This is a genomic window from Herbaspirillum chlorophenolicum (assembly GCF_001189955.1).
Taxonomy (GTDB): domain Bacteria; phylum Pseudomonadota; class Gammaproteobacteria; order Burkholderiales; family Burkholderiaceae_D; genus Herbaspirillum; species Herbaspirillum chlorophenolicum.
The window spans coordinates 1-1,611 of sequence record NZ_LFLT01000138.1 but is presented as its reverse complement, the minus strand read 5'-3'; the positions used below and the strand labels follow the sequence as shown (position 1 = coordinate 1,611).

Below are 1,611 nucleotides of genomic sequence, written 5' to 3'. Positions count from 1 at the left end.
GGCATACGACCAAAAGACATTCCAATTCCCTTACTCATCATCACAGCGCGTGATGACCTTGATGATCGCTTGCAAGGACTTGATGGCGGGGCAGATGACTACGTCCTCAAGCCCTTTCAGATGGCAGAACTGCTGGCCCGCATGCGCGCGGTCTTGCGGCGCAAGGGGGGAATAGCTTCTCCTCTACTCACCAATGGACTGGTATCGCTTGACCCGGTCAGCAAGGAGGCAAGCCTGCGAGACGGAGGCTCGACACAATTATCCAACCGTGAGTTCGCTCTGCTCCAGACATTATTGATGCGTCCGGGAGCAATTCTGTCGCGCAGCGAATTGGAAGACAGAATTTATGGCTGGAACGAGGAAGTCGAAAGCAATGCAGTCGAGTATTTGATCCATGCCTTGCGCAGGAAGCTTGGCAGCGACATTATCAAAAACGTCAGGGGGGTAGGATGGATGGTCTCAAAAGCCGGCTGAACGAATCGGTTCAGTTGAAGCTCTCCGTCATACTTTGCCTGGCGATTTTAATAGTTGCCATAGTAGCGGGGGTATTTTCATTCGTTTCCGCGCTAGATGAATCGCACGAATTACAGGACGATATGCTTCGTCAAATCGCTCACCTGATGGAGCGTCAGCGACTTTCGCCTGCTTCTCCTGTGCCAGAGGTCAGTTACGTTTCTTCGAACGAAGAGTCTCGCGTCATTGTTCAACATCTTGGTTATTCCGCCAGTAAGGCGGAAATAGATGCTGAAGAAGCACTTCCTCTTTCGTCCACGTTGACGGATGGCCTGCACGACATTGATGCGGCGGGAGAGAATTTTCGTGTGCTGGTTCAGACGATGCCTGGCGGCGAACGCATCGCTGTCGCCCAAGAATCTGATTTTCGCAACGAAATCGCCAGAGACGGTGCGCTGAGAACCATCATGCCTTTCTTGCTTCTGGTTCCCGTCCTGTTGTTGATCGTCGCCGATCTGATCCGAAAGATGTTCCGTCCCATTGCGGCATTATCCAAGGAAGTGGACCAACGCCAAGATGAGCAATTGCACCCGGTAGAGGCAAGTCATTTCCCCGTCGAGGTAAGACCGTTTGCAGTAGCGATCAATCGATTGCTAGGTCGGATAGATCAATCCATGGCCTCGCAGCGGCGATTCGTCGCGGACGCCGCGCATGAACTGCGCTCTCCCATGACGGCCATCTCTCTGCAGGCGGAAAGGTTGGAAGAGGCTGACATGTCCGAACAGGCAAGGCAACGCTTGCGCGCATTACGGGAAGGAATCGACAGAGGCCGTAACCTCCTCAATCAACTGCTAGCGTTGGCAAAAGCCCAATCATCCGTTTCCGCCGTGGCTACGCCTATCTCCGTCCAGTTCATTTATCGCCGCGTGTTGGAGGACCTGATGCCATTGGCCGAGTCCAAGCAAATCGATATCGGCGTGGATGGTCAGCGAGATGCCCACCTGTTGGTTGGCGAGCTCGATCTGTTTTCGCTCCTCAGAAATCTTGTTGATAACGCCGTTCGCTACACCCCGAATGGGGGCAAGGTGGATCTTGCAATCGAAGTTGACGATAAAAACGTGGCCTTGATTGTCGAAGATAATGGGCCAGGCATCCCGG

The 1,611-nt window shown here is 53.5% G+C and carries 2 protein-coding genes; both read left to right on the top strand.

What is annotated here, in order from left to right; genetic code table 11:
• Positions 1–474, top strand: a 474-nt coding sequence (locus AKL28_RS23540; protein ID WP_050470699.1) for a winged helix-turn-helix domain-containing protein, incomplete at its 5' end; no start/stop codon positions are given.
• The coding region (locus tag AKL28_RS23535; RefSeq protein WP_082221661.1) for a histidine kinase dimerization/phospho-acceptor domain-containing protein at positions 450–1,611 on the top strand (1,162 nt) is incomplete at its 3' end. The genes AKL28_RS23540 and AKL28_RS23535, both read left to right, overlap by 25 nt.